The sequence below is a fragment of the Streptomyces sp. B93 genome (assembly GCF_018070565.1).
Lineage (GTDB): Bacteria > Actinomycetota > Actinomycetes > Streptomycetales > Streptomycetaceae > Streptomyces.
The window spans coordinates 1-26,614 of sequence record NZ_JAGPXL010000007.1 but is presented as its reverse complement, the minus strand read 5'-3'; the positions used below and the strand labels follow the sequence as shown (position 1 = coordinate 26,614).

Below are 26,614 nucleotides of genomic sequence, written 5' to 3'. Positions count from 1 at the left end.
GGCCGAGGGGTCAGGACGGTTCCCTGCGGAAGGGCTCGTGCCCGGCGCCCGAGGGCCACAGCACCTCGACGTCGATCCCGTGGCTGCGGGCGTACGCCACCAGGTGGGCCGTCGCGTCCCGGCCGTTGGAGGGGGAGCCGTCCCACACGGCCAGCAGACGGCCGCACGCGCGCAGCAGGCTCTCGTCCGCGTTGACGCAGGCGTCGCGGTCGCCGGGCTCGTACTCCACCAGCCGTACCTGCTCGGAGAGCAGCAGCAGCTCGCCCGCCGCCTTCCGGTCGGCCTCGGCCAGCGGCGCGGGCACGCCGTGGTACGACGGCAGTACCGTCACCAGGGCCAGCCCCGCCCTGCGGGCCGCCCGCCCGAACGCCACCGGCAGCCCCTTGCCCGCGCGGACCAGTCCGGCCCGGCCCGCCTTGGCGAAGTCGGCCAGCCGGGAACACAGTTCCTCCTCCAGCAGCGCGAGCGTCGACGCGCTGAGATCGGGATGCCCCACAACAGCGATCACTCTGCCGTCCCCTCCTCATCACCGGGTCATGACCGGACACGACGGTCACTGATCATTTCCAGGCTCGGGCGGGGCCGCGAGAGCCGATCGGTGTCGAGGCTTGGGCCGGTCGGCCCTTCCCAAGGGGCCTTCCGTCAGACCGGGATCACTCGGCGGACGCGCCCCGCGAGCGCGCCACGCGGTAGCCGAGGTAGACGACTCTCGAGCCGAAGGTGCGGCTCTCGACGAGTTCGAGATCCTCCCGGCGCTCGTCCCGGGGGAAGAACGGGATGCCACCGCCGACCAGCACCGGATAGACCATGGTCCGGTACTCGTCGATCAGCCCCGCCGCGGCGGCTTCCGCGGCGAGCGTCGCGCCGCCGATCGCGATCTCACCCTCACCCGGCTCGGCCCGCAGCCGCTCGATCTCCTCCGCCACGCTGCCGGACGCCAGCCGTGCGTTGCCCCGCACCGCCGACAGCGTGCGGGAGAACACCACCTTCGGCAGCGGGTTCCAGAGCGCGGTCCACTCGAGCTGGGCCTCGTCGAGTGAGGGATCCTCGTCGGCGGTCTCCCAGTACAGCATCGTCTCGTACAGCCGTCGCCCCATCAGGTGGACGTCGACCTGGCGGATGTCGTCGATCCAGAAGCGGAAGATCTCGTCGTCGGGCACCCCCCAGCCGAAGTCGCCGTCCGGCCCGACGATGTAGCCGTCGAGCGAGACGCTCATCGAATAGGTCACGCTGCGCATCAGAAGACCTCCTCCGTACCGGGTTGGAAGATGAGACTGCCAAAGTCCGCGGAACTCATCGCGGCTCGCGGAATTCCCTGGGGCGGTTCACCGCGTGGGCGTCGGCGAGCGTGTCCTGCGCCGCCCGCGCGAAGTCCCGGACGAGGCGGGAGCGGCGGGTCGCCACCCAGGCCAGGGCCACCTCGCCCGGCCCGATCAGATCGGCCCTGCCGTCCCGCAACACCTCCACCTGGTCGAACCACGTGGTGCGCGGCAGCCGCACCGTCACACCGGGGTGCCGCGCGGTGAAGGCGACGGTGGCGGGCGTGACGGTGATGCCGGGCATGAAGCCGACGGTCAGCGTCGGTGTGCCCCGCGCCGCCGACATCTTGTGGCGCCTGTGATACCCGGAAGGCATCAGGCGTTGACATCGTTATCGTCGGCCGGTTTTCGTCTTCCCTCTAGTTGAAGCATCAAGAATCTTGGGTAGGTCCGTACTCGGCAACCCTGTGAGGTGGTTCGCGTGTCCCAGTCCTCGTCCCGATCCAGACTCGCCCTGCTCGCGGCCTCGGCGGCGGGTGCGGCGCTCCTGACGATCGGCGTCGCCACCCCGGCGGGTGCGGCGGACTTCCCGGGCCCCGGGCTGCGCTTCTACACCGGGGCCGACCGCACCGGCACGGAACTCCTGGCCGACGAGAACGACGTCGGCGTCTGCCACGAGCTGACCACTCCTGCGCTGTCGTACACCGCGATCACCAGCCACAACACCGAGGTCTTCTTCAACCCGGGCTGCGAGAAGGGGACTCCGGAGTTCCCCGGTGACTGGTACTTCCTCACCGGCACGTTCAACGGGGGCGACTTCCCCTTCCCCGCGCTGAGTTACCGCGTACTGCCCAACTGACGTCGCGGCGCCGGGAACCAGCCGGTCACGCCAAGCGGCGGCTTCGCGTGACCGGCCGGTCCGGTGCGGTCGCTCAGGACAGGATCTCGACGTAGCCGTCGGTCCCGTGCACACGGATTCGCTGGCCGTCATGGATCAGCCGGGTCGCACCCTCGACGCCCACGACGGCAGGGAGGCCGTACTCGCGGGCGATCACCGCGCCATGGGTCATCAGGCCGCCCACCTCGGTCACCAGGCCGGTGATCCCGAGGAACAGCGGGGACCAGCTGGGGTCGGTGTAGGCCGTGACGAGGATGTCGCCCGCCTCGAGGTCGGCCTCCGCCATGTCGAGGACGACACGGGCCCTGCCCTCGACGGTCCCGGCGGAGACGGGGAGACCGGCCAGGGCACCGGCCGGCACGTCGTCACGCCGGTACGCGCCGGTGACGGCCTCTCCGTCCGAGGTGAGGACCCTGGGCGGGGTGAGCGCCTGGTACGACCGGAAGTCCTCCTTGCGCCGCTGGATGAGCCGGTGGTCCACCCGGTGCGAGCGCACCGCCTCGTGGAACTCCTCGAACGTGAGGTGGAAGACGTCCTCCCGCTCCGCGAGCACCCCGGCCCGTACGAGGCGCTCGGCCTCCTCCAGGAGGGCCTGCTTGTAGAGGAAGTACCGGCTGACGATGTGGTACTTGGGGTACTCCCGGTAGCCGATGAAGGTCCGGACCCGGTCGATCATCCGCTTGGTCTCGTCGGCTCGCCGCTCCCCGTCCGGCAGGGCCCGCAGGCGCGCCAGCACGTCCTCGGCCTTCCTCAGCGCTGTCTGCCGCCCCTGCTCGAACCGCCGTGCGGCGGCGCCCGGTTCGAAGTTCCGGACGTTGTCGAGGATCGCGGGCAGGACCGTGCCGGGCCGCTCGCGCCACCGCGGTCTCGTGATGTCGATCTCGCCGACGCAGCGCATGCCGTACCGGTCGAGGTAGGCCTCGATGGCGGCGCGCGCCTCCGTCCCGCCGGGGAGCTTGGGCAGGTCCTCCAGGAAGTCGTCGTCCTCGACGCCCTGGAGGAACGCCACCACCTCGGGGTACGGGCGGATCACGTCGGCGACGTCGAGCAGCGCCAGCCCCATCTCCGAGGTGACGTTGCCGGGGGCGGACAGGGTGAGCGTGTCGGCCGCGTTCTTCTCGCCGAGCCACTCCTCCAGCCTGTCGTTGAGCCACCAGGTGGCCTCCATGCCCGCCATGATCGCCTGATGGAGCAGCGGGTCACTGACTTCTCGCTTGTGGTCCTCGAAGGCCTCCAGCAGGAAGTCGAACAGCTCCGCTCCGGTCTTCGTCCGGATGTCGCGCTCCAGGGCGGCGACGGACGCCCGGCCGCGTTCGATCAACTCGGTGACGACGGCCGGATCGGTTTCGACGGGGGCGGGCGCGGCATGGGCGGGCAGCCCGCCGGGGCCCGTGTCCGGCAGCGACGGGACGAAGTCGCCGCGGTCGAGGACCGTCTCCAGCGCGTCCCTGATCAGCGGATCGCCCTTCCCCATGGCCTCCAGGAGGCCCGCGCGGGTCGTGGGCGAGGCCAGACGGGGAGTGACGTCGACGAACAGCCGCCCACCGGCCTCCAGCATCGGCACCAGCGCCGTCAGCCGCCACATGGACAGCCCCAGGGGCTTCATGGCGTCGGTCATCATCTGCCCGTGACCGACGGAGACGTAGACGTGGTTCTCCTGGTCGCCCGCCTCGGGGACGGGGAACAGCGTCGTGATCGGCCGACTCTGGACGATCTGGAAGCCGTCGTCGGCCAGGCACCACTCGATGTCCTGCGGTCGCCCGAAACGCGCCTCGATCCGCCGACCCAGCTCCACGAGCCCCACGACCTGAGCATCCGTCAGCGACGGCTGATCCTGCCGCCGTTCGTCGACCGCGACCTCCCGGGTGCCGCCGGCCGGCAGGGCGTGGACGGCCCGCTGTTTGGCCGCGATCGTCCTGGCGACCACTGCGCCGTCCCGCACCTTGAAGACGTCCGGGTTCACCAGACCGGAGACCAGTGCCTCACCGAGGCCGAAACCGGCGTCCACGGTGGCGGCCTTCCGATCGCCCGTGACGGGATCGGCGGTGAACAGGATCCCCGACGCCCGCGGGAAGACCATCCGCTGCACGACCACGGCCATGTGGACCGTACGGTGGTCGATGCCCTGGCGCTGACGGTACGTCACCGCCCGTTCGGTGAACAGCGAGGCCCAGCACCGGCTGATGTGCCGCAGCACCGCCGTAAGCCCCATGACGTTCAGGTAGGTGTCCTGCTGGCCCGCGAAGGAGGCCGTCGGCAGGTCCTCCGCCGTCGCGCTGGAACGGACGGCGTAGGCCGCCCGCTCACCGAACCGGGCGAGCGCGCGGCCGATCGCCGTCGCGAGGTCGTCCGGGACGGGAACCTCCTCGACGGCGCGGCGGACCTCCGCGCTGAGCGTGCGGATCGCCTCCCGGTCGTCCGGGTCCACACACGACAACCGGTCGAGCCGGTCGCCGATCGACGGCGCCTGCGCCATGATCCGCCGGAAGGCGTCCGTCGTCACACAGAAGCCGTCCGGCACGCGGACGCCCTCGATCCTGGTCAGCGCGCCCAACTGCGCGCCCTTGCCGCCGACGACCGCGACCTGGGTCTCGTCGATCTCCTGGAGACCGAGCACGTAACGCTCACTCATCGCGACCCTTCCGAGGCACCCGTAGTTTCCGTGCGCCACCCCCTGCCCCGCGTTCGTGCAGGTGGTGGCTTCGGCCGCCGATTCTGCGCCCTGACCCGGGCCTTGCCGCAAGCCCCCCGGTGCGCTATAAGTTGAGAGTGGCAAGGAGATCGTTCTCCTTGCCTTTGCTGTTTTCGGGCAGCCCACAGGAACTCGCTCGTCAGTTCTACAATGCCCTCTCGCACCCGCACGGCAGTGACGCCGCGACGCGTTCCGGTTCCGTGCGGCGGGAAACGGGGGGCTTGGTGGGGGAACGAGCGGTGTCGGCGGGCGTGTGGCGGTTCACCGTGCGGCGGGCGTGGGTGTACCGCACGCTCCTCGGCGCCGCGCTGCTGACCGTCCTGCTGACGACGTCCGTGCTGGCCGCGCTCACCGCCTACTCGGGCGCGATCGGCGACGCGGCACTGCGCCGGTCGCTCGCCGAACAGCGCGCCGCCGCCGAGGCAGCCCTGGTGGTCAAGGCCAACGTGCCGGAGGAGGACCGGCAGGCGGCCGACGACGCCGTGCGGGCGGGGGCCCGCACCGTCTTCGACGGCCTGCCTGTACGGGTGCGCACCCTGCTGCGGTCCGGCCCCTACGCCCTGCCCCCGGACCTGCGGCCGGACTCCGCGCGGGACGACGAGAACCCCGACCTCGCCTACTTCGCGGCCCTGGACCGCACACAGGTGAGGGCCGTCGCCGGTCGACTCCCGCGCGAGGCCGCGACCACCGGGGACGTCGAGGCGGCGCTGCCGCAGAGTGCCGCCCGACGCCTCGGGGTGACGCCCGGTGACCGGCTCACCGTCACCGACCGGCTGGACGGCCCGCCGGTACGCGTGCTGATCACCGGCGTGTACCGGCCGGTGAACGTGCGGGCGCCCTACTGGCAGTTGGACGACCTGGGCGGACGCGGAGTGAAGGCGTCCAGCTTCACCACGTACGGGCCCCTGCTCACCGCCCCGGCCGAGCCGACGTCGGGACGGGTGAGCGTCGGCGCCTCGGGCTGGCTGGTGTCGGCCGACTACTCCTCGCTGACGACGGACCGGATCGACGCACTGCGCGAGGCCGCCCGCTCGGGGAGCGCGGCGCTGCGCGAGCAGCCCGCGCTCAGCGGTACGACCGTCGCGGCCACCGGGCTGCCCGAGGTGCTGGACCGCGTCGAACGTTCCCTGCTCGTCACCCGTTCCAGCATGCTGATCGTCGCCGGTCAGCTCGGACTGCTCGCGGCCTGCGCCCTGTTGCTCGTCGCGCGGACGCTCAGCACCGAACGCGCGGCCGAGACCCGCCTGCTGCGGGCACGCGGCGCCACCCGCACCCGGCTGGCGGGCCTGGCCGCGCTGGAGGCCCTGCTGATCTCCGCCCCCGCGGTGCTGGTGGCGCCACTGCTGGCCGGGCCGTTGACGCGGCTGCTGGCCGGACAGGGGGCGCTGCGCCGGACCGGGGTGCGCCTCGACGTGCCGGGCTGGGGCCGGCCCGAGGTGTGGGCGGTCGCCGCGGGCGTGGCCGCGCTGTGCGCGCTGGCGGTGGCGGTACCGGCGTTGCGGGCGTCCCTCGCCCTCGGCGTCCGGGCGGGGGCGCTGCCCGCACCGCTGCGCGCCGGGGCGGACATCGGGCTGCTCGCGGTGGCCGGTGTCGCCTTCTGGCTGCTCGGCAGCCAGGACTCCGGCGCCGTCACCGCCGACCGCGAGGGGGCCCTCGGCGTCGACCCGCTGCTGGTGGTGGCGCCCGCTCTGGTGCTGCTCGCCGGAACGGTCCTGGTGCTACGGCTGCTGCCGTTGCTGGCGCGGATCGGTGAGCGCCTCCTCGTCCGGGGACGCGGGCTGACCGGGGCCATGGTCGGCTGGCAGTTCAGCCGTCGGCCGATGCGGGGCGCGGGCCCGGTGCTGCTGCTGGTCATCTCCGTGGCGCTGGGCGTGGTCGCGATCGGGCAGGGCGCGTCCTGGCAGCGCTCCCAGGACGACCAGGCGGACTTCCGCGCCGGTGCCGAGGTGCGCGTCCTGGCCGCCGGGAGCGGCGGTGTGGGCCGCACCGACGTCTACGCCGGCCTCCCCCACGTCGACGGGGCCGCCCCCGCGGCCCGGGGCACGGTCTCCCTCTCCGGCGGCCGTACCGCGACCGTCGTGGCCCTGAACACGGAGGAGGCGGCCGGGGGAGTGCTGGCGCGGCCCGACCTGACGGACGGTCCGCTGCTCGCCGGACTCGCGCCGCGCGGCACACCCGCGGGCATCCAGATACCGGCGGGCACCACCCGGCTCACGCTGACCGCCGCCCTGCACGGCACCGCGCCGGGACCCGACGCGGACGTCACGCTGACCGTGCGGGACCGGCACGGCACCACCTACGAACTGCCGTCCGGGACCCTCGCCGCCGACGGCCGCTCCCATCGCCTGGCCCCGGAACTGGGCGGCGCCCGGGGCCCGTTGGCCCTGACCGGGCTCAGCCTGAGCACGTCGCAGCCGACCGGCCGGGCCGACCGGCACCGCCTCGTCCTCGACGCGCTCACGGCGACCTCGGCCGACGGCGACGTCCGGCGGCTGACCCTGCCGACGAGGTGGTCGACCGCGATCGAGGCCGACTCGGCCGCCTTCGCCCCCGACGGCGACGCCCGGCCGACCCGCCCCCGCATCACCTCGACGGCGCCCGTCACCATGACGTACGGCACCGGCTATCTGCCCGCGGACGTCTCGTGGCCCGCCTCGGTGCTGACGGTCCGCCTGGAGGTCGCCCAGCCCGCCGCTCCCGAGATCGCCGCGGTCGCCACCGACCAGTTCCTCACCGCGTCGGGGGCGCGTGAAGGGCAGCGCGTGGAGGTGCGGTTCGACGGCCATGCCGTACCCGTGCGCATCGCCCGCACCGCCGGTGCCCTGCCCACGACGCAGGCCACCGCCCAGGACGGCGGCGCCCTCCTCGTCGATCTCCGGTCCGTCGACCGGGTGCTGCAAGCCCGCTACGGAACCGGTCTGAAGCCCACCGAGTGGTGGCTGCGCACGACGGCGCCCGCTGCCGCGGCGGCGGCCGTGCGGGGACTGCCCGACATCGCACCGGAGCAGGTGGTGGTGCGCGACGAGATAGCGGCGGAGCTGCGCGACGACCCGTTCGGGGCGGCCCCCGAGACCGCGCTGCTCGCGGCGGCGGCGGTGACCGTGCTGTTCGCCTCGCTCGGCTTCGCGGTGAGCGCGGCGGGGGCGATGCGGGCCCGCGACGGCGAGTTCGCCGTGCTGCGCGCCCTGGGGACACCCCGCCGCCGGCTGGCCCGGCTGGTCGCCATGGAGCACGGCGTGCTGGTGGCCCTGGCGCTGCTGGTCGGCACCGCCCTGGGCGCGGTGCTGACGTACGCGCTGGTCCCCCTCGTCGTCCTGACCGGTCAGGCCACCCGGCCGCTCCCGCCGGTCCTGGTGGAACTCCCGCTGCCGCCCCTCGCCGCGCTGCTGGCGGCCCTCGCCGCGGGCCCGGCCCTGGTGACCGCCGCCCTCGCACCGCGGCGGGCCAGACCCGTGGTGACGCTCAGGGAAGAGGTGACGCAGTGACCGCGCGGCCCCCGCACGCACACGCCGGGTTGCCGTCCCGGCTCAGAGCCTTCGCCGGTACGTCCCTGGCGCTCGCGCTGCTGGTGGCCGTGACCGCCGCGCTCGCCGCCGCGTACCCGCTCGCCGTCGACCGGTACGGCGACGCGGGACTGCGCCGGGCGGTCGAGCAGGCCCTGCCCGACCGGACGAGCGTGCAGGTGCAGGCCCCGCCGCCCTGGGTGGACACGATCGAGGAGGCCGAGGCCGTCCTGCGCCCCGGTCCGCTCGCCGAGGCCCGCGCCGAGGTCCTCGCCACCGTGCGGGCGCCGCTGGTCGCCGACCCCGCGCAGTCGTCGTACGGCGTCCGCACCACCGTCAACCTGGAGGTGCCGGACCCCTGGCTGCCCCAGCCCGCCGGGATGCCCGCCCAACTGGTGCTCGCCGCCCAGCAGGACCTGGCCGCCCACGCCCGGCTCAGCGAGGGCCGCTTGCCGCGCACCACGGGCGGACCCGTCACCGCAGCGACCCCGCGGGTCGAGGCCGCCGTCACCAAGGACACCGCCCGGACGCTGAACATCCGGGTCGGCTCGGTGATCCACGTACCCGGCTCGGGCCGCGGCCCGCTCGCCGTCCGGATCACCGGCATCGTCGTCCCGCGCTCCCCGGCGGGCGCCTACTGGTCGACCGTGCCGGTGCTGCGCGCCCCCGCGCTGGCCCGCCGCCCCGGCAGCGCGCCGTCGGAGGTCTACTGGCTCGGCGGTCTGCTCCTCGCCCCCGACGCGGGCCCGGCCCTGTTGGGCACCCCCGGCCGCCCCCACCGCTACTGGCAGGTGGCCCCCGACGTCACCGCCCTGCGCGGCCACGACATCGATCGGCTGGCCGCCGCCGTCGCCACGCTGGAATCGGGCCCGGGAGTGCAGCGCCTGCGGGAGGCCGTCGACGAGCGCCTGGAGTCCCAGACGTCCCTCGACGAGGTCCTCACCAACCATTCCGGACTACGGTCCGGGATCGAACCCCTGCTGCTCCTCGCCGCCGTCGGCACCGGCAGCCTCGCCGTGATCGTCCTGGCCATGGCCGGTGGCGTGGCGGCCGACCGCCGCCGCGCCGAGCTGGCCCTGCTGCGCGCCCGCGGCGCCGCGCTGCCCGGCCTCGCCCTCCGGCTGCTGGCGGAGACGGCGGTGGTCGCCGTACCGGCCGGTGCCCTCGGACTGACCGCCGCACTGCTCCTGCTGCCCGGCGCCCGCACCGCGCCCGCCGTCGCCGCCGCCCTCGCCGTCACCCTGCTCGCCTGCGTCGCGCTCCCCGTGCGCGCGGTCGTGGCGCACCGCACGGTCCGGATGCACGACGGCCGGGACGACCTCACCACCGCTCGCCCGTCGCGGCGCCGAACGGTCGCGGAACTCACCGTGCTGGTGATCGCGTGCGGCGCCGTCGTCGCCTTGCGCCGCCAGGGCTCCGGCGGCACCGGTCTGGTGGCCGCCGCCCCGCTGCTGACCGGCGTCGTCGCCGCGCTGCTGCTGGCCCGCCTCCACCCCCTGCCCCTGCGCGCGCTGGGCAAGGCGACGGCACGGATGCGCGGCGTGGTCATCCCGCTGTCGCTGGCGCAGGCGGCCCGCGCCTCCGGCTTCGCCGTGCTGCCACTGCTCGCCCTGCTCAGCGCCCTGACCACGGCCGCGTTCGGCGGCTCCGTCCTCGCGGGCGTCACGGAGGCCCGCGACCAGGCCGCGCTCGTCGCCGTCGGCGCCGACGCCCGCGTCGAGAACGCCACCGGCGCGCTGCCCCCGGACCTGCCCGACCGCGTCCGCCGACTGCCCGGCGTACACGACACGGCGCAAGCGAGCGTCGCCTACGAGGCGAGGCCGGAGCAGGGCAGCCAGCCGGTGCCGCTGGCCGGGGTGGACCCCGACGCGTACGCCCGCCTGGCGCGGCACACGGGCCTCGGCCCGTTCGACGCGGCGCGCCTGCGGCAGGGGGACACCGACGGGCCGCTGCCCGCCCTGGCCTCGCCGCGGGTCGCCGAGGAGTACGGCACCGGCCCCTACGCCGTCCTGTTCCCGGACGGCACCTCCGTCACCGTACGCATCGCCGAGGTCCGGCGGCACACTCCGGCCGTCATCGGCGACGACTTCCTGATCGTCGACCGCGCCGGACTTCCCCGCGAAGCGGCCCGCCCGACGGCCCTGCTGCTGACAGGGGACGCCCTGAACGGCCGGGAACTGCGCGCGGTTGCGGACGGCGGCGCGGGAACCGTCCGGCTGCGCGCCGAGGAACGCGCCGGGCACGTCGACTCACCCCTGCAGTCCGGCGCGGAACGCCTGTACGGCGCCGCCGTCGTCGCGGGCGGCGGCTACGCCGTCCTCGCCCTGGTACTGACGGTGCTGCGCACCGCACCCGAACGCAGGGCCCTGCTCGCCCGGCTGCGCACGATGGGCATGAGCCGCTCCCAGGGCCGCCGACTGCTGATCCTCACGGCCCTCCCGCAGGCGCTCCTCGCCGCCGCGGGCGGCATGCTGACCGGCTGGGCCGCCATCCACCTGCTGGCGCCCGGCGTCGACCTCACCACCCTCGCCCTGGCCTCCCCGTCCGCCCTCGACGGGGCCGCGCTGCGCACCGACCCGCTCTCCCTGGCGGTCCCGGCGCTCACCGTGCTGCTGCTGTCCCTCGGTGTGCCCGCCGGGCAGGCCTGGTGGACCAGCCGACGTGGCTCGGTGCGCGAACTGAGGCTGGGTGACCGCTAGACCGTGCACAAAACCCCTACACCGCACCGGCCCGAGTCCCTCCGTCAGCCCAGGAGCAGCCGATGACCAGCAGCCCCACCTTCCACGAGCTGGCCGACCGCGCCCTCGCCGCGCGCGACGCCGCCGCCTACGGTCACGACGCCCTGATCAGCTGCGACCGACTGGTACGGATCTTCTCCGCCGACGGCGTGGAGGTCCAGGCCCTGCAAGGCCTCGACCTGCTGGTGCGCGAGGGCGAACTGATGGCCCTCGTCGGTGCCTCCGGCAGCGGCAAGTCCACCCTCATGAACATCCTCGCCGGACTGGACAAGCCCACCGCCGGAGCCGCCCGCGTCGCGGGCCACGACCTGCTCACCATCTCCGCCCGGGAACGCCTCGCCTACCGCCGCCGGACCGTCGGCTTCGTCTGGCAGCAGACCTCCCGCAACCTCCTGCCGTACCTCACCGCCGCGCAGAACGTCGCCCTGCCCCTGCAACTCGCCCGCGCCCGCGGGGGACGCCGGGCCCGCGCCGAGCGCGCCATGGAACTCCTCGGCCTGCTGGACGTGGCCGACTGCCGCGACCGCCGCCCGCACCAGATGTCCGGCGGCCAGCAGCAGCGTGTCGCCCTTGCCGTCGCACTCGCCAACGACCCCGCGGTCCTGCTCGCCGACGAACCCACCGGTGAACTCGACTCCCACACCGCCGAACAGGTCTTCGCCGCGTTCCGCACCGCCAACGAGGAACTCGGCACCACCATCGTGATCGTCACCCACGACCAGTCCGTCGCCGGTGAGGTCCGCCGCACGGTTGCCATCCGCGACGGCCGTACATCGACGGAGGTGCTGCGACGCAGCGAGGTCGACTCGGCCACCGGCCAGGAGAACGTGGTCGCCCGCGAGTACGCCATGCTCGACCGGGCCGGACGCCTCCAGCTGCCCGCCGAGTACACCCGCGCCCTCGGCATGCGCGACCGCGTCGCCCTGGAACTGGAACCCGACCACATCGCCGTCCGTCCGGACGACGCGGAGAGCGACCGCCGGCCCTAGGACTCGGTGATCTCGCCGTCCCTCAGCTCCAGCACACGGTCTGCGAGGTCGAGGAGGGTCGTGTCGTGGGTGGCGACGAGCGCGGTGATGCTCTCGCTGCGGACGACCGCACGCAGCAGTTCCATCACGGAGTGGCCGGTCTCCGCGTCCAGCTGGCCGGTCGGCTCGTCGGCGATGAGGATCGAGGGGCTGTTGGCCAGGGCGCGGGCGATGGCGACGCGTTGCCGCTGTCCACCTGACAGCTCGCCCGGACGCTGCGCGGCATGGTCCGTGAGCCCGACCAGGGACAGCAGCAGCTCGACACGCTCCCGCCGCTCGTCCGGATCCGCCCTGCGCAACCGCAGCGGCACACCCACGTTCTCGGCGGCCGTGAGGATGGGGATCAGCCCGAACGACTGGAACACGAAGCCGATGCGTTCCCGGCGCAGGGCGAGGAGGGCGTCCTCGCCCTGGTCCCGCAGGTTCAGCCCGTCGACGGTGACGCGTCCGCTGTCCGGCTCGTCCAGACCGCCGACGATGTTGAGCAGGGTGGTCTTGCCGGAGCCCGAGCGTCCCTTGAGGGCGACGAGTTCCCCCCGCGGGACCTCGAAGGAGACGCCCCGCAGCGCGTGCACGGCGTTCGCGCCATGACCGTACGACTTGTGTACGTCCGCCACCTCGAGCATGGTCGCGGTCCCCGCCCGGCTCATCCCGCCCCCCGTTGTGATCGCGCTGATTCCGCGGCGCGCCAGTGTCTCATCCGGGGCGGGGAGCGGCCAAGCACGGGCCCGCCCCGGCCTGGAACGCCCGTCCCGGGGTATCCGGGAACCCATGCAGCCCGGTGCGGGGCCGGGCACCCTGAGGGGAGGAGTGACGTGTCCGCGATACTCGAACGGATCAAGCGGTTCGCGAGGAGCCCGCAGGGTCGGCGCGCGATGGGCCAGGCCCGTCGCAGCGCGGCCGATCCGCGCCGCCGCGCCCAGGCCCAGCGGCTCATGAGCAAGCTGCGCACCCACCGGTGACGGGGCGGGGGTGCCGCCGCCGGTCCCACGGCACGACGGCACCCCGCCCGGCGCCGCGCTCGTGCGGCACGGAGCGTCACCACAGAATGACGTGACGTGTGCGTGGTGATTCACTGACGGCATGCCTTTCGACCGCTACGGCGTGCTCTCGGGAACCCTGCACGGACACCATCGCGACCAGCCGGACGACCAGGGCCGCTGGTTCCACGTCAACCTGGAGGTGGACGCGCCCGACGGGCGTTACCACTGTGCTGTCGACGTCGACAGCCACAAGTCCACCGTGGGGGTGCGGTGGAAGACGTTCACCCTGGACGCCGCCGCCCTGGAACCGGCCGTGACGCTGCCCCCCGGCTACCACGAGCTGGATCGTCAGCCGATGTCCGGTGCCCTGGACTACCTGCGTCATCCCGCGCTGGTGGACCGGTCCGGCGTCCTGTTCGAGCGGCGCCCGCCGTCCTGGCTCCAGGAGCTGCTCGACCTGTTCGGCTCCCGGCCGTGGCACGCGGGCAGCAACACCGACGCCGCCACCGCGCTGGAGGGCATCCTCGCCCCCGGACAGCGCATCCTCGTCTTCGGCGAGCCCTTCGGCCCGGGGGCCCACGGAGACATCGGCATGCACAACATCCACCAGAACCAGGGCGACCCGGCGGGCTCCCAGTGGTGGCCGGAGAACGGCATCTGGCAGGACGGGGCCACGATCACCCACCGCCCCGACGGCCGCTATGACGTCTTCCTCAACAAGTTCTCCAGCCAGGCAGGCCACACCGACGGTGATGGACACCCCTTCACGTGAGCCACCGCCCGCAACACCATCGCGCCGGTCATCGCTCCGGCCGCTCCCGCGCCCTCACACTCCGAACAGCCGCGCCCCGTTGTCGTGACACACCATGCGGAGCCAGTCGTCTCCCAGGCCCAGGCGCTCAAGGGCCCGGAGTTGGTGGAGGTACGGGTAGGGGATGTTGGGAAAGTCCGAGCCCAGCAGGACACGGTCGGCGAGGTGGGTGAGCCGGGGCAGGGACCGGCGGGGGAAGGGCGCCAGCCGCTCGGTGAAGTCGGTGAACGCCATGGTCGTGTCCAGCCGCACCTCCTCGTACCGTTCGGCCAGGTCCAGGAAGTCCTCGTACTCGGGCATCCCCATGTGGGCCACGATCAGCCGGAGCCGCGGGTGGCGTGCCAGCACCCGGGCGATCGGCTCGGGGCCGGTGTGCTTGCCGGGGGCGGGCCCGGAGCCGCAGTGGATGACCACGGGAACCCCGGCCTCGGCCAGCAGGCCCCACGCGCCGTCGAGGCGCTCGTCGGCCGGGTCGTACGCCCCCACCTGCACGTGCGCCTTGAACACATGGGCACCCGCCTCGACGGCCTCGCCGACGTACGCCCGTACGTCCGGCTCGGGGAAGAGGGTGGCGGTGTGCAGCGTGCCGGGGGTGCGGCGGGCGAAGTCGACGGCCCAGTCGTTCAGCCACCGGGCCATGCCCGGCTTGTGCGGATAGAGCATCGCCGTGAAGGCACGGACGCCGAAGTCCCGCAGCAGGGCCGCCCGTTGTTCCTCCTCGGCCCGGTAGGTGATCGGCCACTCGATGCCGCCGGTGAGCGGGCCGAGCCCGTCGAAGTAGTCCCAGACCTTCCGCAGCACGCGCTCCGGCATGAAGTGCGTGTGCACGTCGACCAGTCCGGGCAGGCCGAGCCGGGTCCAGAAGCGGCGTACCTCGTCGGCCTCCTCAGTACCGGACTGGGCGGTGCCTGCCTGGTCGACGGGTGACCTGCCGTGATCCTCCATGGCGTCCACGATCGGCTCCGGACGGGGGCCGGGTCCAGCCCCTGACCGCGTGCGGCGGGTGAGGGATGTGTCACGCCGCGAGCTTCGGGCCCGGGGGCGCTGACCGTGCGGAGCCGGTCGTGCGACGCCGGTGTACGCCGAGGGCCGCGAACAGCCCTTTCGCCGTGCCGCGTTGAAGTTTGCGATCTTGGGCAGACGGGTTGTCGCAGGTGTCGGCGGCTCCCGGGAGGTACCACCACGATGACCCCGCCCGTCCATCCCACGGGACGCAAGCGTGAACGGCGATTCAGTCTGCGTGTCACGACCGCCTTCTTCGTGCTGCTCGCCCTCCTCGTGGTGCTGACCGGAACCGTCGCGCGAGCGGTGGCGAGGGCCTTCGACCACCGGCCCGAGTGGATCCTCGCGCTCGCGGGCGTGGGCGTCGCCGTCCTGCTGCGCTGGGCGCACCGCCGTCGCAGGCTCTCCGCCGCCCGTCTCGCACGTGAGGCCACCGAGACGCTGGAGCGGGCGGCACGGACGACCGTGGACGCCCTCGACGCGCCGCCTGTGCGGGACGGAAGAGGGATCGGTGTCGCTGAGGAGCCCTGCCTGACGGTCGATGAGGAACCGTGTCCGGCCGAGGACCCCGCGGAGTTCGAGGCGGAGATAGCCGCCCTGTGCCGGCGTGACGGCTGCACCGACGTCGAAGTCGTGGGCGGGGCCGGGGACCTGGGCGCCGACGTGGTGGCCTCCACACCCGACGGACGACGGCTGGTGGTCCAGTGCAAGTGGTACGGCGACGGGAACAAGGTCGGCTCCCAGGACCTCCAGCGTTTCGGCGGTACCTGCTTCGCGGTCCATGGGGCCGACCTCGCCCTTGTCGTCACGACCAGCGGCTTCACCCTGCCCGCGTTGGAGTACGCGGAGCAGTGCGGCATCGTGTGCGTCGACGAGGAGGCGCTGCACGCATGGGTGACGGGCACGGCACCGTCACCCTGGCAGGAGGTTCCCGCCGGCTGAGTGCGGGGCTACAGGCGGATGACGACGAGAGCGATGTCGTCGGAGACGCCCCCGGCGACGTCGAGCCGGGTCAGCAGCGCGTCGGCCAGCGGGTCAGGGGCGAGGATTCGGTCCTGGGCCAGGGCAGTGGTCAGGCGATCCAGGCCGACGTCGATGTCCTCGCCGCGGCGCTCGATGAGGCCGTCGGTGTACAGCACGAGGATGTCGCCCCGGTTGTAGGAGAGCCCGGCCTGAGGGCGGGGGACATGGTGCTCGCGCGCGCCGAGTGGTGGGTCGGTGGCCTGGTCCAGCAGGTCGCAGGTTCCGTCGGGGTGCAGCAGGACCGGCGGTGGATGTCCGGCGTTGCTGTAGATGATCAGTCTGCTGCGCGTGTCGATGAGTACCTTGACCGCGGTCGCGGCCATGGCGCCGTCCACGGAGCGGGCGTAGAGGCCGAGGACTTCCAGGGCCTGGGCGGGGCTGGGAATGGCGCGGATGACGGCGCTCAGGGCGCTGCGGAGCATGCCCATGATGGCCGCGGCGTGCAGGCCGTGACCGACGACGTCTCCGACCGCCACGGCGTAGCGGTCGGGTGGCAGGTCGACGACGTCGTACCAGTCGCCGCACACGTTCAGTGACGCGGTCGCGGGCAGGTAACGCACGGCGATGTTGCTGTGCCGGTCCAGGTCGGGGACGGAGAGCATGGCTTCTTGCAGGGCCACGGCGATCTGCTGCTCGCGGGCGTGGGCCTGGCGCAGTTCCTGGTTCAGCCGGTGCAGCTCGCGGGCGCGCGCGTACAGCTCGGCCGTCAGGCTCTCGGCTCGCTCGGCCGACTCCTCGCTGAGCTGACGTGCCCGGCGTGAGTGGACGAAGGCGGTGACGTCCGTGACCTGTTGGATGATCCAGCTCACCGCGCCGTCAGGTCCGCAGAGGGGGGTGTGGCTCACGGACCACCATCGCTCCTCCAGCTTGTCCTGCTGATCGGCGGCGGGAACGTCGTATCGCTGGAGCACCGCGGTTCCCGGATTCCCGGTGTCCAGCATCCGACGCAGGGAGGCTTCGAGGTTTCGTTCCGCGTTGTCGAGGCAGCCGGGGTTCTCCGGCAGGGCGTCGAAGAAGAACTTCCCGATCAGCTCGTCCTCGGTCCGGCCCGCGGTCCGCAGGCACGCCGGGTTGACGTAGCGGATCACCAGGTCCGCGTCCAGCACCAGGTACGGGCTTGGTGCGGCGTCGAAGAACGCCGTGAAATCGATGTCTGCTGTCATCACGCGCTCTCCGTCGCCGCGAGCGCGACTGCCTGGACTTCCCAATCTACGGGCGATCCAGTGCCCGGGCTCGTTCGTCCGAGTTCCTTCACCCGTAGGGGTTGCAGTCAGGCATTCCGTGCGGTGGAAGGGCGCGCGTGGCACGTTGGATACAGCACCATTCCGCGGAGAGGGCGGCGACCATGCGAGCTCACCTGGGGGACCAACTCGTCATCGAGAGCACGACGACCGGTGCCACCAGGCGCGACGGCGAGATCGTCGGGCTCCACCACGAGGACGGCACTCCGCCCTACGACGTGCGCTGGTCGGACACGGACGAGGTGACGCTCGTGTTCCCCGGGCCCGACGCGCGCATCCGCCCCGTGGAGCACCACCGGCGCGCTGCTCCTGCCTCGGATCTCGGCGAGGCGGGAGCCGTGCCCGCGGCTGCCCCGCCGACCGGGACGTCCAACCCCGGCGACATCGGCCGACGCGTGGCCGTCGCCCGCGCCAGGCGGGGGCTCAGCCGGGAGGAGACCGCCCACCGGGCCCGTATGTCGCTCGGTTACCTGGCCTACCTGGAGGAGCAGCCCGCCGACCCCAGCGTGGCGACGCTCATCAGACTGGCCGACGTACTGGGCACCACCGCCGCGGTTCTGCGCGGCGGAGGCACGGACCTGCCGCCGGGCCAGGGCCAGGCGTTGTTGCGCCCTCGACTGCGGGACATGGGACCGGAGGAGTGCCGCCACCTGCTGTCCTCCTACGGTGTGGGGCGCATCGCGGTGTCGGCGTCCGACGGCCGCCCCGCGGTCGTCCCGGTCAACTACGAGGTGGTGGACGAGGCGATCGTCTTCAGGACCGCGCCCGGCCACGTGCCCGCGGCGGCTGTCGGAACGGAGGTCGCCTTCGAGGTCGACCACGTGGACGAGGCGATGAGCCAGGGCTGGAGCGTGCTCGCCGTCGGCCTCGCCGAGGCCGTCACCGACCCCGACGCCGTACGCACGCTCGCCCTGCGTGCCCACTCCACGCCCTGGCCGGGCGGCGACCGCGAGATGTGGGTCTCCATCCGGCCCGAGAGCCTCACGGGCCGCCGTATCGTCCCGGCCGACCAGTAGACGGCCGCGGGCCACCGAGGAGGGCCCGTCCCGCCGCCACCACTTCGAGGGGAGGCTCCGGTGAGCCGACCAGCACCGTCCGACGCCCAGGTGACGGCTCTCGCCGACGCCGCGGCGGCGGCTCCGTCGATGCACAACGCGCAGCCCTGGCGCTTCCGCTACCACCGCGGCAGCCGCACCTTCGAGATCCGTGCCGACCTCGGGCGCACCATGCCCCACGCCGACCCCGACGCCCGTGGCCTGCACATCGGCTGCGGGGCCGCCCTGCTGAACCTGAGGGTCGCCGCGGTCCACGAGGGCCTGCACCCGGAGACCCTGCTGTTGCCGGACCCCACCGACCGGGCGCTGGTCGCGAGCGTACGGCTGACCGGCGCCGCCGCCGACGACAGCGGCCTGGGCGCGCTGTATCCGGCGATCCGGCAGCGTCACAGCAGCCGCTTCCCGTTCGACGACAGGGAGATCCCGCAGCCCCTGCGGGAGGCCCTCGGCGAGGCCGCGCGCGCCGAGGGAGCGGCGCTGACCTTCCCGGCCTCATGGCATCTGGACGAGGTGCTGGAACTGGCCCGGGAGTCCGAGGCACGCAACATGACCGACCCCGGCGGAGACACCGACCTGGCCCGGTGGACCCGTCTCGACGCCGCGTCGGCGGACACCGCCGACGACGGAGTCCCGTACTACGCCTTCGGGCCGCGCAAACGCGGCGGAAAGTCCCCCATGCGCGATCTCGCGGGCCTCCGCGAGGTGGCGGGCCGCGACGCCGCGGACTTCGAGCAGAACCCCCAGCTGGCTCTGCTCAGCACCCCCCGCGACCACCCGGAGGACTGGCTCCGCGCCGGTCAGGCGGTGGAACGCGTCCTGCTGCTGGCCACCCTCGAGGGCCTGTCCAGCTCCATCGCCACCCAGCCCGTCGAATGGACGGACCTGCGCTGGGCACTGCGCGACCCGGTGTCCGGCACGGGCCACGTCCAGCTGATCCTGCGCCTGGGATACGGCCCCGAGGGCCCCGGCACACCACGCCGCCCCGCCTCCGACGTACTCGAGGTCCTGCCGTGACCGGTTCGGTCGTCACCCACCGCCGGTGAGGAGGCGTGGACGCCACGGTCGTCCACGCCCTGCCTCTGCGGCCGGATGCGCCGGTCAGGCCATAGGCTCAGTCGCGGGGGTTCGGGTCGGGAGGGCGAGGCGTGGGAGAGATCGGTGGAGTGGTTGGTCTCGTCGATCGGTGCCGGGCTCGTCATGCTCACCCTGCGGGACCTCTTCCACACCCTCTGGCACCCCACCCACCACGGCGGCCTGAGCCGTCTCGTCATGACGGCGATGTGGCGCCTGGCGCGGCGTTCCCGCAGCCGCAGGCGGGTGGTCGGCCTCGTCGGCCCGCTCGCCATGGTCACCGTGGTGTGCATGTGGGCCTTCACGATCGTCATCGGCTGGGCCATCGTGTACTGGCCGCACATGCCGGATGCGTTCGCCTTCTCACCCGGCTCCGAGGCGGCGCAGGAGCCCGCGCTGCTGGACTCCCTGTACCTGTCGCTCGTCACGGTGGCCACGCTGGGGCTGGGAGACATCGCTCCCGGCGACGGCTGGCTTCGTGTGGTCTCGCCGCTGGAGGCCCTGGTCGGCTTCGTCCTCCTGACGGCCACCGTCTCCTGGGTGCTGGAGGTGTACCCGGCGCTGACCCGCAGAAGGGTCCTGGCGATCCGGCTGGCCCTGCTGCGCGACTCGGACCCGGCACCGGAGCAGATCGACTGCACGGCGGGGGCGTTGCTGCTGGACGGTCTGGCCACCGAGGTCGTACGCGTCCGGATCGACTACACCCAGTACGCCGAGGCCTACTACTTCCACGACGGTGAGGACCGGTCGTCGCTGGCGTCCACCGTCGGCTTCGCCGTCACCCTCGCCCGGCGGGGCCAGGCGTCCCAGCGGCCGGACGTCCGATTGGCCGGTGACCTGCTCGCCGGTGCGCTGAATGACTTCGCCGAGCTGCTCGACGAGCGTTTCCTGCACACCGGCGGCACGACGACGGAAGTCTTCGCCGCGTACGCCGCCGACCACGGGCGCGACCTGGCAAAGCCCTGAGGTGACGGGGTCGCCCGCCACGGGGGCGAATTTAGGATGGGGCCGGGCCGGGCAGCGGAGGCCCGCGGCATCGTCGGAGGGCTGGGCAGCGCGTTGGTGACCATGAAGGACGTGGCACGTGCGGCGGGGGTCTCGCAGGCGACCGTGTCGTACGTCTACAACAACCTGGGCCGGGTCTCGCAGGCCCAGCGCGAGCATGTCTACGCCGTGGCCGCCCAGCTCGGGTACGCCGGGCCCAACGCCGTGGGCAGCAGTCTGCGCTCCGGGCGCGTGGGCGCGGTGGGTGTCGTGGTCATGGACTCGGTGGCCGACGCGCTGGAGGACCCGTCGACGATCCTGCTGATGAAGGGGATCGCGGAGGTGGGCGACCTCGAGGACGTGGCCCTGACGCTGCTGTCGGCGGGTGAGGACGTGCGCAACTCCAGGGCGTTGCGCGGCTTGGTCGACGGGATCGTGCTCCACAACATGCCCGAGGAGCACCCGCTGGCCGACGCGCTGGCCGCCTCGGGGATGCCGGCGGTGTCGGTGGACTCGCCGCGCGGCAGTGGCCTGCCGTACGTCGGCATCGACGACCGGCGTGGTGCCCGGCTCCAGATGGAGCACCTGCTGGGGCTCGGTCACCGCAGGGTGGGCATCCTCGTGGACAAGCTGTTCGTCCACGGCGAGGGCGGCCTGGTGAGCCTGGCCGAGGCGCGCAGGGCGACCGAGCGCAACGCGAGAGAACGGCTGGCCGGTCATTTCAAGGCCTGGCGCGACGCCGGTCTGCAACTGTCGGACCTGCGGATCGTGGACGCGGCGGGCATCGACGACGCGGCGGGCGCCCAGGCGGCGATGACCCTCTTCGACCACGCGGACGTGACGGCGGTCGTCGCGCTCTCCGACGTGCACGCCGCCGCGGCGACGCGCGTCGCGCGCGAACGGGGCATGGCGGTGCCGCACGACCTCTCGGTGATCGGCTACGACGACGCCCCCGTGGCCGCCCTGGCCGACCTCTCCACGATCCACCAGCCGATCGTGGAGAAGGGCCGCCAGGCCGCCGCCATGCTCCTGGACCGCATCGCCGGTGGCACCCGCAAACGAACACTCCTGCGCACCACCCTGGTGCAACGGGGCTCCACGGCCGCACCGCCCCGGTGAAGCGGGCGGACGCCTTACCCGGGGGAGGGGTTCCGGCGCTTGCCGGCAGCTGAGGTTCGGCGCGGCCGGGTCAGGGAGGTCATCGACGGCTTGGGTGCCCGAGACGCCGTGAGGAGGGTGCCGTGGACGGCTGCGGAGGCCGCTTGTTCGACGTAGCGGGTGGGGTCCGGGGGCCAGGCTTCACGGTCCTGGTGGATCAGCAGGGAGACCGCTCCGTGCACGCCGGCGCACAGGAGTCTGGTGGTTTCCGTTCTGCTCTCGATCCGTACTCCAGCGTCGCGGCAGGCGTCGACCTTGTCGCGGAAGTAGCGGAAGCAGGCGTCTTCGTTCTGGCGGCTGGCCTCGCTGGCCTCGCCGTCCATCACCAGGCGGTACTGGGAGGGATGCCGAAGCCCGAACGAGATGTAGGCGACGCAGGTCTCATGGAGCGCCGTCACCGGGTCCGGGACTTCCCGGGACACCGCCTCCAACTCGACGAAGAGGGAACTCCATACCCGTAGGCAGGTCGCGTGGACGAGTTCCCTCTTCGACGCGAAGTGGAGGTAGACGGCTGGCGGGCTTACTCCCGCACGCGTCGCCACCGCGCGGATCGTCACCGCCTCGGCTCCGTCGTTCTCCAGCAACTGGGCCGCGATGTCGAGGAGTTGCTCGCGAAGCAGCCCGCCCTGGCCCTTGGCGGCGCGGGCTCTGGGGCCGGTCACAGAAGGCCGTCCGTCAAGACGTCCGCGCCTTCACGGCAGTGACCATCTGGGTCACCCGGGCGCACAGTCCCCCGTGGGAGTCGTGCACATCGACCTCGATGACGGTGTTGCGCCCCACCCGCAAGGGCCGGGCCGTCGCCACGACATCGGTGTGTGCCGGGCGAAGGAAATGCGTCGTCGACTCCACGGTGGCCGGTGCGGCGCCGTCCGGGCCGTTCAGAGCGGCGCACACGGCGGCACTCACATCGGCGAGCCCCATCAGGGCTCCGCCGTGCAGGCCACCGCCCACCGTGGAGAGGGAGTGGTCGTGCGCCAACGTGGCTCGCACGCCGTCGGCGGTGATCTCGTCGAACTGGACCCCGAGCGTCTTGGCGTACGGCGCCAGCGCGTAGACGTCTTCCGCCGCAAGTGTGAGCACTGGTTGCCCCCCATTCAGGTTAGTGGCGATAACTTATCGGCGTTAACACACAACCGTCAAGAAACGCTCAGGCTGACCGCGGGCCGACCGTCAAGTGCGGTGTGAAGGATGAGACCGTGAAGAAGGTAATCGTCGCTGGTGGGCCGACCCTGGTACGGGCCGCCCTCGCCAAGGTGATCGACTCGAGCGACGCCATGAGGGTCACCGGCACCGTCGCGCACAGCGAGGACCTCAGGGACCTCCTCGACGTCGGCGCGGCTGCCGACATCGTCCTGCTCGACCACTCCCTCCACCCGGCGGAACCGCACGAGTTCACCGCCCTGATCCGCGAGGTCCGCGCGGCGGCCCGTACCGTCGTCTTCGGCGCGCCCAACGCGCAGGAGGTCGACGCCCAGGTACGCGCCGGCGCGACCGGCATCGTCGCCGCCGACATCAGCGCGGCGCAGCTCATCGCGGCCCTGGAGACCGTGAGCCGGGGCGGACTCGTCGTCGCCCTGGGAACGGCCCCGGCCGTCAGCAAGGCGCAGCCACGGGTCACACCCGAACTCACCCGGGACCTCTCCCGCCGCGAACGCGAGATACTCACCATGCTGTCGAGCGGTCAGGACAGCGCCTCCATCGCCCGCGACCTGGGCCTGAGCCCGCTCACCGTGAAGACCCACATCACGCACATGCTCAGCAAGCTGGGAATCCGCCAGCGCGGACACCTGATCGCCTTCGCCTACGAGAGCGGACTCGTCGTCCCCGGCATCACCCACACCAGCTTCATCGCGAACGCCCTGCGCACAGCGTCCTGAGGCCCTTTCAAGGACGGGGCGCGGGCCGACGCACAAGGGGCGCGGGGAACTGCGCGACCGGCCGCCGCGAGTCCCCCGCCACCCCCGTGCCTACGCCTCCCGCGCCCCCGCGTACATCTCCTCGATCAGATGCCCGTACGCGCCCTCGATCACCGACCGCTTCAGCTTCAGGCTCGGCGTGATCTCACCACGGTCCACGTCCAGGTCGCGGGGCAGCAGCCGGAACTTCTTGATGGTCTGCCAGCGCTGCAACCCGGCGTTGAGCTGCCGCACGTACCCGTCGATCAGTTCGACCGTGGCGGGCGCGGCGACGACCTCCTCGTACGACTTGCCCTCCAGGCCGTTCTCGCCCGCCCACTGGAGGATCGACGGTTCGTCGAGCGCGATCAGGGCGGTGCAGAAGTTCCGGTCGGCGCCGTGCACGAGGATGTTGGAGACGTAGGGGCACACCGCCTTGAACTGTCCCTCGACCTCGGCGGGCGCGATGTACTTGCCGCCGGAGGTCTTGATGAGGTCCTTCTTGCGGTCGGTGATGCGCAGGTAGCCGTCGGGCGACAGCTCGCCGATGTCGCCGGTGTGGAACCAGCCGTCCGGCTCCAGCACCTCGGCGGTCTTCTCGGGCAGCTTGTGGTAGCCCTCCATGATGCCGGGGCCGCGCAGCAGGATCTCGCCGTCGTCGGCGATCCGGACCTCCGTGCCGGGCAGCGGCTTGCCCACCGTCCCCGTGCGGTACGCCTCGCCCGGGTTGACGAAGGACGCGGCGGAGGACTCGGTGAGCCCGTAGCCCTCCAGGATGTGGATGCCCGCACCGGAGAAGAAGTAGCCGATCTCCGGGGCAAGCGCCGCGGAGCCGGACACACAGATGCGCAACCGGCCACCGAACGCCTCGCGGATCCTGGCGAACACCAGGGCGTCCGCGACCCGGTGTGCGGCGGACAGGGAGAACGGCACGGATGCCGTGCCGGTGCGGCGGAGGCCGTCCTGCCGGGTCCGGGCGTACTCGCGTCCCACTCGGGCCGCCCACCGGAAGACCGCGTACTTCGCGGCGCCGGAGGCCCGCGCCCGGGCGGCGACGCCGTTGTAGACCTTCTCGAAGACGCGCGGCACGGCCGCCATGTACGTCGGCCGTACGACCGGAAGGTTCTCGGTGATCCTCTCGGCGCGGCCGTCGACGGCGACGACATGGCCGACCTCGATGTGGGTGGAGGTCAGCGCCTTGCCGAAGACATGGGAGAGCGGCAGCCACAGGTACTCCACGTCGGTCGCGAGGATCAGCCCCGTCGCGGCGGTCGCCTTCGCGATGTACGACCAGTTGTCGTGCGGCAGCCGGACACCCTTGGGACGGCCGGTGGTGCCGGAGGTGTAGATGAGGGTCGCCAGCTGGTCCTTGGTGATCGCGCCGACCCGGTCGTCGATCAGCCGCGGGTCACGCCTCCGGCGTTCCCTGCCCAGGGCCTCCAGTTCGGTCAGGCCGATGACCCAGTCCTCGCCCGTGCCGGAGCCCGCAGGGTCGATGACGACGACACGGGCGAGTTCGGGCAGCCCGGCGCGCTTCTCGACCGCCTTGGCCACCTGTGCGGCGTTCTCCGCGATGAGCACCCGGCTCCCGGAGTCCGACAGGATGTACGCCGATTCGTCCGCGTTGGTCTGCGGGTAGACCGTGGTGGTCGCCGCGCCCGCGCACATGATGCCGAGGTCGGCGAGGATCCACTCGATCCGCGTCGAGGACGCCAGCGCCACCCGTTCCTCGGGCCGTACCCCCAGCTCGATCAGACCGGCCGCGATGTCGAAGACCCGTTCGGCGGCCCCCGCCCAGGTCAACGACCGCCAGTCGTCGGGGCCTTCGCCGGACGCTGCGGGCACCGGGTAGCGGTAGGCCTCGGCGTCCGGTGTGCCCGCCACGCGTTCCAGGAAGAGACGGGCGACCGACTGCGGACGGTTCTCGATCAGTTTCCGTACCTCGTACATGACATCCTCGTACACGACATCCTCCGGATAGGGGTGAGGGCCGCGGCCCTCGCGCTGGGACCGCGGCACACGACGGGTTGTGGTGAGGGGGCGGCGGATCAGTCCGGCGGTGACTGAGCGCCGTACGGGCTAGTGCGGGCGATCGCCACGGGGAGCCGGATGACGACCGTGGTGCCGACGCCCAGGTCCGACCGGACGGTCACCTGCCCGTGGTGGGCGTGGACGATGGCCTCGACGATGGCCAGGCCGAGGCCGGAGCCGCCGTAGGTGCGGCTGCGGCTGGCCTCGGCGCGCCAGAACCGTTCGAAGACGCGGGGCAGGTCTTCGGGGGAGATGCCGGGGCCGTTGTCGATGACGCTCAGCTGCACATGCTCACGGTCGAGGGTGACCTCGACGCGTACGGAGGTCTGGGTGGGGGTGTGCTGGACGGCGTTGCCGACGAGGTTGCGCAGGACCTGTTGGAGGCGGTTGGCGTCCCCGGTGACGATGGCGGGGGGTGCGGGTGCCAGGGTGATGTCGCGTTGGGGGTAGATGATCTGGGCGTCCTCGACGACGCTGGTGGCCAGGGTGGTGAGGTCGACGTTGTCCTGTTCGACGGGGCGGCCCGCGTCCAGGCGGGCGAGCAGCGCGAGGTCCTCCACGAGCAGGCGCATGCGTCCCACCTCGTTCTCGATGTGCTCGAGCGCGGTCTCCAGGCCGGGGCCGGAGAGGCCGCCCTGGCGGTGCAGGTCGAGCCAGCCGGAGATCGTGGACAGGGGGGTGCGCAGTTCGTGGGAGGTGTCGGCGGCCAGGGAGCGGACGGTCGCTTCCGCGCGGGCCTGGGCGTCGAAGGCCCGGTTCACGGCCTTGGCGAGCAGGTCGGCTTCGCTGCCGTTGCGGTGCGTGGGAAGGCGTTCGGTCAGGGAGCCCGCGGCGATGGCGTCGGCGCTGCGGGCCATGCGGACCAGCGGGAGCATCCCGAGCCGCAGCACGACGACGGACAGGCCCAGCAGGGCCAGTAACGCGGCGCCAACCAGGGCGAGTTGACGCTTGATCAGCGTAGCCGTGGTCGCGTCGTCCACCGAGGTGTCGATCGAGAGGATGACGGCGGCCGGTTCGACCGTGTTCTGGCCGGGTCCGCGGTCGATGCTCAGGCCGGGGCTGGGAATGCGTACGGCGCTCAGGTCGCCCCCCTCCAGTGTGACGACGCTGCCCGCCGGCGAGGTCAGGCTGAGCGCGGCCAGCTCGTCGGCGGCCCGGGAGGCGGAACCGGTGCTCAGGAGAACCCTGTTGTCCGCGTCGACGGCGACCGTGCCCAGGGGTGTGCCGAGGAGGGCGCCGAGC

General features: G+C 72.8%; 23 protein-coding genes. 12 read left to right on the top strand and 11 right to left on the bottom strand.

Annotation, left to right across the window (positions count from 1 at the left end):
- Positions 1-10: 10 nt before the first annotated feature.
- From KBY47_RS09005 to KBY47_RS08995, 3 genes are all read right to left on the bottom strand, one after another.
- Complete coding sequence (locus KBY47_RS09005) at positions 11-508, bottom strand: hypothetical protein (protein WP_210920460.1); 498 nt, start codon at positions 506-508, stop codon at positions 11-13.
- Between the two features lie 145 nt (positions 509-653).
- Positions 654-1,238: a dihydrofolate reductase family protein gene (locus KBY47_RS09000; RefSeq protein WP_210920459.1), complete on the bottom strand. Its 585-nt coding sequence runs from the start codon at positions 1,236-1,238 to the stop codon at positions 654-656.
- Positions 1,239-1,293: 55 nt separating this feature from the next.
- Positions 1,294-1,563: a hypothetical protein gene (locus tag KBY47_RS08995; protein ID WP_247694437.1), complete on the bottom strand. Its 270-nt coding sequence runs from the start codon at positions 1,561-1,563 to the stop codon at positions 1,294-1,296.
- Positions 1,564-1,740: 177 nt separating this feature from the next.
- Here KBY47_RS08995 and KBY47_RS08990 point away from each other — a divergent pair, with 177 nt between their 5' ends.
- On the top strand, positions 1,741-2,118 hold the full coding sequence (locus tag KBY47_RS08990) for a hypothetical protein (protein WP_210920458.1): 378 nt from the start codon (positions 1,741-1,743) through the stop codon (positions 2,116-2,118).
- Between the two features lie 73 nt (positions 2,119-2,191).
- Here the strand turns inward: KBY47_RS08990 and rph are convergent, their stop codons facing one another.
- Positions 2,192-4,789, bottom strand: a complete 2,598-nt coding sequence (rph, locus tag KBY47_RS08985) for a rifamycin-inactivating phosphotransferase (protein WP_210920457.1) — start codon at positions 4,787-4,789, stop codon at positions 2,192-2,194.
- A gap of 284 nt (positions 4,790-5,073) precedes the next feature.
- Between rph and KBY47_RS08980 the strand changes: the two genes are divergently transcribed.
- The 3 genes from KBY47_RS08980 to KBY47_RS08970 all read left to right on the top strand — a co-directional run bounded on the left by KBY47_RS08980 (position 5,074) and on the right by KBY47_RS08970 (position 12,079).
- Positions 5,074-8,334 carry an ABC transporter permease gene (locus tag KBY47_RS08980; protein WP_308405095.1) on the top strand — a complete coding sequence of 1,087 codons (3,261 nt, stop codon included), beginning with the start codon at positions 5,074-5,076 and terminating at the stop codon, positions 8,332-8,334.
- On the top strand, positions 8,331-11,051 hold the full coding sequence (locus tag KBY47_RS08975) for an FtsX-like permease family protein (RefSeq protein WP_308405094.1): 2,721 nt from the start codon (positions 8,331-8,333) through the stop codon (positions 11,049-11,051). Before KBY47_RS08980 ends, KBY47_RS08975 begins: the two co-directional genes overlap by 4 nt.
- 62 nt (positions 11,052-11,113) lie before the next feature.
- On the top strand, positions 11,114-12,079 hold the full coding sequence (locus KBY47_RS08970; RefSeq protein WP_210920456.1) for an ABC transporter ATP-binding protein: 966 nt from the start codon (positions 11,114-11,116) through the stop codon (positions 12,077-12,079).
- Here KBY47_RS08970 and KBY47_RS08965 read toward each other — a convergent pair.
- Complete coding sequence (locus KBY47_RS08965) at positions 12,076-12,768, bottom strand: ABC transporter ATP-binding protein (RefSeq protein WP_210920455.1); 693 nt, start codon at positions 12,766-12,768, stop codon at positions 12,076-12,078. The two genes, KBY47_RS08970 and KBY47_RS08965, sit on opposite strands and share 4 nt — an antisense overlap.
- 165 nt (positions 12,769-12,933) lie before the next feature.
- Between KBY47_RS08965 and KBY47_RS08960 the strand changes: the two genes are divergently transcribed.
- Both KBY47_RS08960 and KBY47_RS08955 read left to right on the top strand, forming a co-directional pair.
- Complete coding sequence (locus KBY47_RS08960; protein WP_210920454.1) at positions 12,934-13,080, top strand: hypothetical protein; 147 nt, start codon at positions 12,934-12,936, stop codon at positions 13,078-13,080.
- A gap of 121 nt (positions 13,081-13,201) precedes the next feature.
- The gene (locus KBY47_RS08955) at positions 13,202-13,873 is read left to right on the top strand and encodes a DUF2278 family protein (protein WP_210920453.1); all 672 of its coding nucleotides are present in this window, start codon (positions 13,202-13,204) and stop codon (positions 13,871-13,873) included.
- A 54-nt stretch (positions 13,874-13,927) separates the two neighbouring features.
- Here KBY47_RS08955 and KBY47_RS08950 read toward each other — a convergent pair whose 3' ends face one another.
- The gene (locus tag KBY47_RS08950; protein ID WP_210920452.1) at positions 13,928-14,857 is read right to left on the bottom strand and encodes an amidohydrolase family protein; all 930 of its coding nucleotides are present in this window, start codon (positions 14,855-14,857) and stop codon (positions 13,928-13,930) included.
- 240 nt (positions 14,858-15,097) lie between these two features.
- Here KBY47_RS08950 and KBY47_RS08945 point away from each other — a divergent pair, with 240 nt between their 5' ends.
- Positions 15,098-15,856 carry a restriction endonuclease gene (locus tag KBY47_RS08945; RefSeq protein ID WP_210920451.1) on the top strand — a complete coding sequence of 253 codons (759 nt, stop codon included), beginning with the start codon at positions 15,098-15,100 and terminating at the stop codon, positions 15,854-15,856.
- Positions 15,857-15,864: 8 nt separating this feature from the next.
- Here the strand turns inward: KBY47_RS08945 and KBY47_RS08940 are convergent, their stop codons facing one another.
- A complete protein-coding gene (locus tag KBY47_RS08940; protein WP_210920450.1) occupies positions 15,865-17,100 on the bottom strand; it encodes a PP2C family protein-serine/threonine phosphatase in 1,236 nt (411 codons plus the stop codon).
- A gap of 182 nt (positions 17,101-17,282) precedes the next feature.
- Here KBY47_RS08940 and KBY47_RS08935 point away from each other — a divergent pair, with 182 nt between their 5' ends.
- The 4 genes from KBY47_RS08935 (at position 17,283) to KBY47_RS08920 (ending at position 21,407) form a co-directional block, all read left to right on the top strand.
- Positions 17,283-18,194 carry a DUF1918 domain-containing protein gene (locus KBY47_RS08935; RefSeq protein ID WP_210920449.1) on the top strand — a complete coding sequence of 304 codons (912 nt, stop codon included), beginning with the start codon at positions 17,283-17,285 and terminating at the stop codon, positions 18,192-18,194.
- A gap of 129 nt (positions 18,195-18,323) precedes the next feature.
- The gene (locus KBY47_RS08930; protein ID WP_210920636.1) at positions 18,324-19,247 is read left to right on the top strand and encodes a nitroreductase family protein; all 924 of its coding nucleotides are present in this window, start codon (positions 18,324-18,326) and stop codon (positions 19,245-19,247) included.
- Positions 19,248-19,391: 144 nt separating this feature from the next.
- Positions 19,392-20,270 (top strand): potassium channel family protein, encoded by an 879-nt coding sequence (locus tag KBY47_RS08925; RefSeq protein WP_308405093.1) that lies wholly within the window; start codon positions 19,392-19,394, stop codon positions 20,268-20,270.
- Between the two features lie 111 nt (positions 20,271-20,381).
- Complete coding sequence (locus tag KBY47_RS08920; protein WP_210920447.1) at positions 20,382-21,407, top strand: substrate-binding domain-containing protein; 1,026 nt, start codon at positions 20,382-20,384, stop codon at positions 21,405-21,407.
- Positions 21,408-21,421: 14 nt separating this feature from the next.
- On the opposite strand, the gene KBY47_RS08915 is transcribed toward KBY47_RS08920, so the two are convergent.
- Both KBY47_RS08915 and KBY47_RS08910 read right to left on the bottom strand, forming a co-directional pair.
- Complete coding sequence (locus tag KBY47_RS08915) at positions 21,422-22,108, bottom strand: TetR/AcrR family transcriptional regulator (protein WP_210920446.1); 687 nt, start codon at positions 22,106-22,108, stop codon at positions 21,422-21,424.
- Positions 22,109-22,121: 13 nt separating this feature from the next.
- Positions 22,122-22,526, bottom strand: a complete 405-nt coding sequence (locus tag KBY47_RS08910; RefSeq protein ID WP_210920445.1) for a PaaI family thioesterase — start codon at positions 22,524-22,526, stop codon at positions 22,122-22,124.
- A gap of 116 nt (positions 22,527-22,642) precedes the next feature.
- On the opposite strand from KBY47_RS08910, the gene KBY47_RS36995 reads away from it, so the two are divergent.
- On the top strand, positions 22,643-23,323 hold the full coding sequence (locus KBY47_RS36995) for a response regulator transcription factor (protein ID WP_210920444.1): 681 nt from the start codon (positions 22,643-22,645) through the stop codon (positions 23,321-23,323).
- A 90-nt stretch (positions 23,324-23,413) separates the two neighbouring features.
- Here KBY47_RS36995 and KBY47_RS08900 read toward each other — a convergent pair whose 3' ends face one another.
- Both KBY47_RS08900 and KBY47_RS08895 read right to left on the bottom strand, forming a co-directional pair.
- Entirely contained in the window at positions 23,414-25,291 is a 1,878-nt protein-coding gene (locus KBY47_RS08900; RefSeq protein WP_210920635.1) for a long-chain fatty acid--CoA ligase, read from the bottom strand.
- A 98-nt stretch (positions 25,292-25,389) separates the two neighbouring features.
- The coding region (locus KBY47_RS08895; RefSeq protein ID WP_210920443.1) for a cell wall metabolism sensor histidine kinase WalK at positions 25,390-26,614 on the bottom strand (1,225 nt) is incomplete at its 5' end.

Bases quoted from the DNA above. Each gene is read 5' to 3' on its own strand.
- rph (WP_210920457.1), bottom strand. From the start codon at position 4,789: ATGAGTGAGCGTTACGTGCTCGGTCTCCAGGAGATCGACGAGACCCAG.
- KBY47_RS08970 (WP_210920456.1), top strand. From the start codon at position 11,114: ATGACCAGCAGCCCCACCTTCCACGAGCTGGCCGACCGCGCCCTCGCC.
- KBY47_RS08995 (WP_247694437.1), bottom strand. From the start codon at position 1,563: ATGCCCGGCATCACCGTCACGCCCGCCACCGTCGCCTTCACCGCGCGG.
- KBY47_RS08900 (WP_210920635.1), bottom strand. From the start codon at position 25,291: ATGTACGAGGTACGGAAACTGATCGAGAACCGTCCGCAGTCGGTCGCC.
- KBY47_RS08955 (WP_210920453.1), top strand. From the start codon at position 13,202: ATGCCTTTCGACCGCTACGGCGTGCTCTCGGGAACCCTGCACGGACAC.
- KBY47_RS08945 (WP_210920451.1), top strand. From the start codon at position 15,098: ATGACCCCGCCCGTCCATCCCACGGGACGCAAGCGTGAACGGCGATTC.
- KBY47_RS08930 (WP_210920636.1), top strand. From the start codon at position 18,324: ATGCACAACGCGCAGCCCTGGCGCTTCCGCTACCACCGCGGCAGCCGC.
- KBY47_RS08965 (WP_210920455.1), bottom strand. From the start codon at position 12,768: ATGAGCCGGGCGGGGACCGCGACCATGCTCGAGGTGGCGGACGTACAC.
- KBY47_RS09000 (WP_210920459.1), bottom strand. From the start codon at position 1,238: ATGCGCAGCGTGACCTATTCGATGAGCGTCTCGCTCGACGGCTACATC.
- KBY47_RS08940 (WP_210920450.1), bottom strand. From the start codon at position 17,100: ATGACAGCAGACATCGATTTCACGGCGTTCTTCGACGCCGCACCAAGC.
- KBY47_RS08950 (WP_210920452.1), bottom strand. From the start codon at position 14,857: ATGGAGGATCACGGCAGGTCACCCGTCGACCAGGCAGGCACCGCCCAG.
- KBY47_RS08935 (WP_210920449.1), top strand. From the start codon at position 17,283: ATGCGAGCTCACCTGGGGGACCAACTCGTCATCGAGAGCACGACGACC.